Genomic DNA, 6,427 nt, shown 5'->3' with positions numbered 1-6,427 from the left:
GCCGACGGCCTGGAACTGACGGTACGTCTGGAGAACGGCAACGTCATGGCGATCGTGCAGGAACAGAGCGCGCAGTCGTTCCAGGTCGGCCAGCGGGTCCGCGTCATCCAACACAACGGCACCTATCGGGTGTCACCCTGAAGGGAAACGGACATGAGTGATCAGGACATCGGCAAGCGGCGAGCCGCCGAGGCGGCGCTGGAATTCCTGCCGGAAGGCGAAGTGATCGGTGTCGGTACCGGATCGACCGCCAATTACTTCATCGAGTGTCTGCGTGACCAGCGGCAGCGCATCGCCGGCGCGGTGGCCAGCTCGGAGGCCACCGCCGAGCGGCTCAAGGCCGCCGGTATCGAACTGTTCGATCTGAACAGCGTCGGCACGCTGCCGCTGTACGTCGACGGCGCCGACGAGGCCACCGAGCACCGCCAGCTGATCAAGGGCGGCGGCGGCGCGCTGACCCGGGAAAAGATCATTGCCGCGGCCAGCCGCACGTTTGTCTGCATCGCCGATGCATCCAAGCTGGTACGGCGTCTGGGGGCCTATCCGCTGCCGGTTGAAGTGATTCCCATGGCACGCAGCTACGTGGCCAGGCAAATCGTCGTCCTTGGCGGGCGACCGGTGTACCGCCAGGGCTTCGTCACCGACAACGGCAACATCATCCTCGATGTGCTGGACATACACGGCCTGGACATCGTGGAACCGATCAAGCTGGAGCAGACCATCAACAACATCGCCGGTGTGGTCACCAACGGGCTGTTTGCCGCCCGTGGCGCCGACGTGCTGCTGCTGGGCAGTGCGGACGGTGTTCAGCGTTTTGGCTGACTTCAGCCCCTAGGGGCCGGCACCCGGGGGCCGCCCGTGCCACAATGCAGGACACGTCAGTCAGGGAGAACTGCGGGTGTCGGGGGCGATGCACTTCAGCCAACTGCGGCATTTCCTTCCTTTATCGACCTTTCCTCGCGCCCAGCTCGTCGAGCTGGCGCAGTCTGCTCGTATCGAGGAACCCGCCGATCGCACCCTGGTCTTCGACGCCTTCAGCGAACCCCTGGACGAAGTGATCTATCTGCTGGCCGGAGAGGCCAGCGCCGTCACCACCAGCGGCATCGCCGCCATCATCGAAGGCAACACGCCCAGCGCAGCCTACCCGCTCAATGACGGCCGCTTCCGTTCGGTAACGGCCTTCTCGGACGTGGTGTTGCTGTATCTGCCCTTCGCGCTCGTGGACATCATGACCACGTGGGACCAGTTGGCAGTGGTGGAGCGCCGCAACACGGAGCGAACCGGCCGCTTCTTCGGCCGCGGCATCCCCCGCCGCTGGCGCTACGACTTTTTCCCCGTGCTGCGCACCGTGCCACCGGCACGCATCGAAGCGTTGATGCAGCGCTTCGAACCACAAACGGTGCACGAGCAGCAGGTGATCTGCCACCAGGGCGAGCCGATAGACGACTTTTTCATTATCGACAGCGGCACCGCACTGGTGACGCGCGAGAACCCGGTGGACGATGGCGAGTCCATCGAACTGGCCCAACTCGGCGAGGGCGAGTGCTTCGGTATCGAAGCCCTCAGCCAGGTGCCACGGAGCAACGCCACCGTGAGCATGATCGGCGACGGCGTACTGATGCGGCTGCCCCGACAGGACTACCACACGCTGCAACAGCCGCCCGGGCTGGCGTTGCTGCAACCCGCGGCGGCCATCGAGCTCATCAGCGACGGCGGCCACTGGCTGGATGTCCGCCAACGAGGCGAATGGCAGAATTCGCACCTGCCGGGCGCCTACAACCTCCCCCTGCACGAGCTGCGCCAGCATGCCAGCCGGCTCGACCCCGAGACCCACTACGTGTGTTACTGCAACAGTGGGCGCCGGGCTCAGGCCGCAGCCCACATCCTGGAGCAGCTTGGCTTCAAGGCCAGCGTACTGGACAGCCACTTCCGAACCATCAGCGGCCGCGACTGACCGGCACCCGCGCGCCGTGCCGTCGACCGCGATTTCGCCCCGCCTGCAACTTGCCACGCCTTTAGCACTCTAAATCGCCGAGTGCTAAAATTCGTCGCAACCACAAGGGAGGCATCATGACCCATGCCATGACCGTGCCCCTGACCATGCAGGCCGTGGGCAACCTGTCACAACTGGTGCGCGCCGCCAGTGAGGCGCCGTACCTGTCGGCCGACGAGGAACGTGCCCTGGCCGTCCGGCTGCAGGAGCAAAACGACCTGGAAGCCGCGCGCCAGCTGGTCAGTTCGCACCTGCGCTACGTCATCCACATCGCACGTGGGTACGCCGGCTACGGCCTGCCTATGGCCGACCTGATCCAGGAAGGTGCAATCGGCCTCATGAAAGCCGTGCGCCGGTTCGACCCGCGCCGCGGCGTGCGCCTGGTGTCGTTCGCCGTCCACTGGGTACGGGCCGAAATTCACGAATACGTGCTGCGCAACTGGCACATCGTCAAGATTGCCACCACCAAGGCACAGCGCAAGCTGTTCTTCAACCTGCGTCAGCACAAGCAGCGCCTGGGGCACCTCGGCGATGCCGAGGCGCGCGAGATCGCGCGTGACCTGGACGTGCGCCCGCAGGATGTTCTGGATATGGACGCCCGCCTGAGCGACCGGGCCGTGTCGTTCGACGGCGCACCGGACAGCGGCGACGAGTCGCCCTCACCGTCGCTGGTGGTACCCGACCAGCGGCCCGACCCGTCCCAGGCGCTCGAGGACGCTCAGTGGGCTGATCACCAGCTGAAGCTGCTGCGCCGCGGCCTGGACACGCTGGATGCCCGCAGCCGCGACATCGTCGAGCAACGCTGGCTGGCCGAACACAAGACCGGGCTCAAGGAACTGGGCGAGAAGTACGGTGTTTCGGCCGAACGGATTCGCCAGCTGGAGAACCAGGCCTTGAAGCGCCTGTCATCGCAGCTGCAGGCCGCGGCGTGAGTCACGACACCTCGCGCTTCGGCTTTTTCGGCGTACTGCGTGAGATGGCATGGGCGTTTGTCGGCGTCCGCAACCGCCGAAACTACGAGCGCGCCACCCGCTCCAACCCGGTACACATCGTGCTGGCAGGCATATTGATGACGGTGATGCTGGTGCTGGCGCTGATCGGCGCCGTCAAGTTCGCCATGCACTCCCACAGCGCCCAGTCGCCGTCGGTCAGCGCGTCTTCACAGGTAGTGGTCGACGAGCAGGGCGGCGAATAGGCCCATCAGGTAGGTAATCGAATACCGGAACGTGGCCGAGGCCACGTCGCTGTCCTGAGTGCGGTAGAGCCGTACCGACCACTGGATGAAGCGGGCGCCCAGCAGCACGGCCGCCACCGCGTATGGCCAGCCGGCGAACTGCGTCGCATACGGCAACAGACTGACTGCCAGCAACAGCACGGCGTAGAGCAACACGTGCAGGCGCGTGTAGGCGAGGCCGTGCGTGACCGGCAGCATCGGGATATTGACCCGCGCGTACTCCTCGTGTCGACGGATCGCCAACGCCCAAAAGTGCGGCGGCGTCCACACGAAGATGATCAGGAACAGCAACAGTGCCGGCGGATCCACGCTGCCGGTCACGGCGGTCCAGCCAAGCACCGGGGGCGCGGCCCCGGCCGCTCCGCCGATCACGATGTTCTGCGGCGTGGCGCGCTTCAGATACAGCGTGTAGACCACCGCGTACCCGATCAGCGACGCAAACGTCAGCACTGCCGTCAGCGTGTTGACGAACACTTCCAGCAGAATCATCGACACCACGCCCAGCACGGCGGCGAACAGCAGCGCCTCGCCTGCCGTCACGGTGCCGGTCGGCAACGGACGGTTGCGCGTGCGATCCATCTGGGCGTCCGCGCGCGCGTCAATCACCTGATTGATCACGGCGGCCGATGACGCCGCCAGGAAAATGCCCAGATTGCCCGCCAGCAGCGCATTCCAGGGCACCATGCCGGGCACCGCCAACAACATCCCGACCACCGCGGTGAAGCAGATCAGCGCCACCACGCGCGGCTTGCAAAGTTCCAGGTACTCGCGCCAGCGCGACCCGGCGGCCGTCCCGGCAGAGGCGGATTCAGGCACGGCGCGCCCCGCTGCGATAAAGCGTGTGGAGGAGAGTCAGCACAGCGAGTAACAGTAACGCGGCCACCGCGTTGTGTGCCACCGCCACCGGCAAGGGCAGCGACAGCCACACGTTGGCCACGCCCAGGCAGACCTGTACCAGCAGCAGCACCAGCACCGCCAGCGCCGCCGCCCGCAGGGCGCCGCGCTCGCGCAGCGCGGTCAGCACGGCAACACCGCCCACGCACAACAACGCCACCACGGCCCAGGCCCGGTGCGCCATGTGCACCGCGACGCGCGCCGGACTGTCCAGCACGCCGAACTCATAGTTGATACCGAGCCCCCGCCACAGGACGAAGCCCTCGGCCATATCCATCGGCGGCCACCACTCCCCCATGCACGTGGGGAATGTCGGGCAGGCCAGCGCCGCGTAGTTGGCGCTGGTCCAGCCACCGAGCGCGATCTGCAGCACCAGCACCGCCAGCGCGCCCAGGGTCAGGCGACGCAGTGTCACCGGTGGCGTGCGCCGCTGCGGGATGAACGAGCGGGAATTCAAGTATCCCAGCCACAGCAGACTCAACACCGCAAACCCGCCTAACAGATGCGCCATCACGACCACCGGCTTGAGCAGCAGTGTCACCGTCCACATGCCAAGGGCCGCCTGAAAGATCACCAGCAACAGGGTGCCGGTGGCGAGTATCCGGCCACTGCGGCGAAGCCATGCCCGCACCGCCAGCCCCAGCACCATCAGGCCCAGCACGCCGGCGGCGTAGCGATGCACCATCTCCTTCCAGGCCTTGCCGGCCTCGACCGGTCGGTGCGCATACGTCTCGTTCGCCTGCGCCACCGCCTCGGGATGGCTGGGCACCGTCAGGTGGCCATAACAGCCCGGCCAGTCCGGGCAGCCGAGGCCGGCGTCGGACAGGCGCGTGTAGGCGCCAAGGATGACGACCACCAGCACCAGCATGACGGCGACCAGGTGGAGCAGCGGATCGGCGGGATGGGTGTGGTTGGGGGCGTTCAACACGGCTACCGGTCAGTTGGGAACGAAGCGGCGCAACAGGTGGTCGAGGTCGTCCCGAACCCCCCGCGCGTCGTAGTCGGGCGCGTAGCGCAGCATGGCGAGACCGCCCGGATCAACCAGTACAAAGGCGGTGCGCGCATCGGGCGCCAACCCGGACAACGTCGCCTGCACCCGGCCGTCCGTGTCCTCCATCTGCACCAGGGCCGGCATCTGCTCCTGCTGCGCCTCGGCCAGGCCCTGGCCGACCGGATGCACGTACACGCGCCCCAGCGCCTGCTGGAAGCGCGGCAATGAGCGCCAGATCTGCCGCAGGTCCACCAGCGCCTGCCAGCAGGCGTCGTCGCACGGACCGGCCACCACCAGCCACCAGCGCCCGGCCGGCAAGCGCTCGCTCGCCGGCAACGGCAGTTCCACCGGGGGTTCTATCAGCGTGCCCGAGAGGCTCGGGTCCGGGTGCCAGGTAAATCCCAGCTTCTGATAGCCCCACGAGAACAGCATCGGCCCCAGAAACAACGCGGCCAGCGCAAGCAACGTGAGACGCCCGCGCCGCCGACCGTGCGGCAACGTAGTCTGCATAAGGTCAGTCCTCCAAGGCCCGGGCGCGGCGCACCCCGGCAATCACATACAGCGCCAGCAAGGCAGCGGCCAGCCCGAACCATTGGACGGCATAGCCGTAATGCCGCTGTGGCCCCATCGCGACCACAGGCCAGTCTCGCCGGAATCCATGCGCCGACTCGGGGCTCAACCGCAGAATGCGTGGCCACAGCGGCAGGTCCAGGTACGTCCCCAGGCGCTGGGTGTCGATTTCCGACACCACCCAGAAACCGCCCAGGGTCTCGGCAACCCGCCCGTCGACCAGCGGCACATCGGTCGGCGCACGCAGATACCCGGTCACCGTCACCTCCCCGTCCTGGGTCGGCCACTGCGGCACGTCGGCGCGTCGCGGCCCACGCGCCAACCAGCCCCGGTCGACCAGCACAAGGCCGCCATCCCCACTGAGGCGCAGCACGGTCAACACGTCGTAACCGACCTGGCCGTCCCGCACCTGGTTGTCGAGCAACCCCTGCCGGTCCGACAGGAACACACCGCGCACCCGTACGCGCTGCTGGCCGGCCACCGGGTCGGCGTCGGATCGGCCGCCGAGGTCGACCACGGGCAACGCGCCGTGGGCCTCGGCCAGCTCCAGCGTGTGCGCCTTCTCCTGGCCACGCAGCACTTGCCACGCCCCCAGGGCGCACAACACCGGCAAGCCGAGGACCACCGCCACCGTCGCCGCGCGACGTGGACGAAAACGGTGGCGAAGAAACGACATCAGCGACACACACCCTCGCTGCGCCCCTTACGGGCTACCGATAGAATCACCGTTTGCCCGAAGGTGCGC

The 6,427-nt window shown here is 67.2% G+C and carries 8 protein-coding genes; 4 read left to right on the top strand and 4 right to left on the bottom strand.

Annotated elements, in window-relative coordinates:
• Nucleotides 1–153 precede the first annotated feature (153 nt).
• The 4 genes from rpiA to ABYX71_RS00830 all read left to right on the top strand — a co-directional run bounded on the left by rpiA (nt 154) and on the right by ABYX71_RS00830 (nt 3,188).
• Nucleotides 154–822, top strand: a complete 669-nt coding sequence (gene rpiA, locus ABYX71_RS00845) for a ribose-5-phosphate isomerase RpiA (protein WP_372693956.1) — start codon at nt 154–156, stop codon at nt 820–822.
• Between the two features lie 88 nt (nt 823–910).
• The gene (locus ABYX71_RS00840) at nt 911–1,954 is read left to right on the top strand and encodes a rhodanese-like domain-containing protein (RefSeq protein ID WP_372693954.1); all 1,044 of its coding nucleotides are present in this window, start codon (nt 911–913) and stop codon (nt 1,952–1,954) included.
• 116 nt (nt 1,955–2,070) lie between these two features.
• Nucleotides 2,071–2,925, top strand: coding sequence for an RNA polymerase sigma factor RpoH (gene rpoH / locus ABYX71_RS00835; RefSeq protein WP_372693952.1), 855 nt, complete (start codon nt 2,071–2,073; stop codon nt 2,923–2,925).
• Nucleotides 2,922–3,188 carry a DUF2970 domain-containing protein gene (locus ABYX71_RS00830; RefSeq protein ID WP_372693950.1) on the top strand — a complete coding sequence of 89 codons (267 nt, stop codon included), beginning with the start codon at nt 2,922–2,924 and terminating at the stop codon, nt 3,186–3,188. Before rpoH ends, ABYX71_RS00830 begins: the two co-directional genes overlap by 4 nt.
• Here ABYX71_RS00830 and cyoE read toward each other — a convergent pair.
• The 4 genes from cyoE to ABYX71_RS00810 form a co-directional block, all read right to left on the bottom strand.
• Nucleotides 3,153–4,043 carry a heme o synthase gene (cyoE, locus tag ABYX71_RS00825; protein WP_372693948.1) on the bottom strand — a complete coding sequence of 297 codons (891 nt, stop codon included), beginning with the start codon at nt 4,041–4,043 and terminating at the stop codon, nt 3,153–3,155. The two genes, ABYX71_RS00830 and cyoE, sit on opposite strands and share 36 nt — an antisense overlap.
• Nucleotides 4,036–4,989, bottom strand: a complete 954-nt coding sequence (locus tag ABYX71_RS00820) for a heme A synthase (RefSeq protein ID WP_372693962.1) — start codon at nt 4,987–4,989, stop codon at nt 4,036–4,038. The genes cyoE and ABYX71_RS00820 overlap by 8 nt, the downstream gene beginning before the upstream one ends.
• A gap of 69 nt (nt 4,990–5,058) precedes the next feature.
• Nucleotides 5,059–5,622, bottom strand: coding sequence for a hypothetical protein (locus tag ABYX71_RS00815; RefSeq protein ID WP_372693946.1), 564 nt, complete (start codon nt 5,620–5,622; stop codon nt 5,059–5,061).
• A 4-nt stretch (nt 5,623–5,626) separates the two neighbouring features.
• Nucleotides 5,627–6,358, bottom strand: coding sequence for an SURF1 family protein (locus tag ABYX71_RS00810; RefSeq protein WP_372693944.1), 732 nt, complete (start codon nt 6,356–6,358; stop codon nt 5,627–5,629).
• Between the last annotated feature and the right edge of the window lie 69 nt (nt 6,359–6,427).

Source organism: Immundisolibacter sp. (assembly GCF_041625615.1).
In the GTDB taxonomy this organism is placed as follows: Bacteria; Pseudomonadota; Gammaproteobacteria; order Immundisolibacterales; family Immundisolibacteraceae; genus Immundisolibacter.
This window is presented reverse-complemented; position numbering and strand designations above follow the sequence as displayed.

Excerpts from the sequence above, each read along its gene's own strand:
- rpiA (WP_372693956.1), top strand. The coding sequence starts at position 154 with ATGAGTGATCAGGACATCGGCAAGCGGCGAGCCGCCGAGGCGGCGCTG.
- ABYX71_RS00840 (WP_372693954.1), top strand. The coding sequence starts at position 911 with ATGCACTTCAGCCAACTGCGGCATTTCCTTCCTTTATCGACCTTTCCT.
- rpoH (WP_372693952.1), top strand. The coding sequence starts at position 2,071 with ATGACCCATGCCATGACCGTGCCCCTGACCATGCAGGCCGTGGGCAAC.
- ABYX71_RS00820 (WP_372693962.1), bottom strand. The coding sequence starts at position 4,989 with ATGCTGGTGCTGGTGGTCGTCATCCTTGGCGCCTACACGCGCCTGTCC.
- ABYX71_RS00815 (WP_372693946.1), bottom strand. The coding sequence starts at position 5,622 with ATGCAGACTACGTTGCCGCACGGTCGGCGGCGCGGGCGTCTCACGTTG.
- ABYX71_RS00810 (WP_372693944.1), bottom strand. The coding sequence starts at position 6,358 with ATGTCGTTTCTTCGCCACCGTTTTCGTCCACGTCGCGCGGCGACGGTG.